The sequence below is a fragment of the Pseudomonas sp. AP42 genome, assembly GCF_001728935.1.
GTDB lineage: Bacteria > Pseudomonadota > Gammaproteobacteria > Pseudomonadales > Pseudomonadaceae > Aquipseudomonas > Aquipseudomonas lactis.
In genome coordinates this window covers 1-720 of record NZ_LYSO01000223.1, presented here as the reverse complement: position 1 = coordinate 720, position 720 = coordinate 1, and the positions used below count along the sequence as shown (strand labels likewise).

The following is a 720-nucleotide window of genomic DNA, read 5'->3' as shown; positions in this document are numbered from 1 at the left end:
AAGAGCAATTGCCCCATGGTGGGATCAGGCGTTATCGCTATGACGATCTCGGAAGGCAAATCGCCCGAGAGGATGAACACGGCGCACAGACCGTTTATGAATGGGACAGCGTCGGTAGGCTGATTCGCCTCGTCTTGCCAGGCGGTGGTTGCCGAGAATTAAGCTACAACCCCTACGGCAAAATCATCGCCGAACGCGACGAACTCGGCCACGTCACCCGCTACGAATACGCCGACGGCCTGCACCTGATCAGCCGCCGTCTCAACGCCGACGGCACCCAGGTCAAGTACCGCTACGACAACGTGCGGCTGCTGCTTACCGAGATCGAAAACGAAACCGGCGAAACCTACCAACTCGACTACCACCCCAACGGCCTGATCCGCCAGGAAACCGGCTTCGACGGCCAGCGCACCGCCTACGCCTACGACCTCAACGGCAACCTGCTGGAAAAAACCGAATACGGCGACGATGACAGTCAGCTAATCACCCGTTACGAGCGCGACCACGCCGGGCGCCTCGTAAGAAAAACCCTGCCCGATGCCAGCGTTGTCGACTATGCCTACGACCGCCAAGGCAACCTCCTCAGCGTCGAAGACGGTCACTGGGCGTTGGCCTACGAGTACGACCGCCAAAACCGCCTCACCGCCGAGCACCAAGGCTGGGGCACCCTGCGCTACGGCTACGACGCCTGCGGCCAGCTGAAAAACCTGTGCCTGCCAG

The 720-nt window shown here is 61.0% G+C and carries 1 pseudogene; it reads left to right on the top strand.

What is annotated here, in order from left to right:
• Positions 1-720 (top strand): annotated as a pseudogene (locus A7K61_RS30605) (RHS repeat protein); the annotation flags it as partial.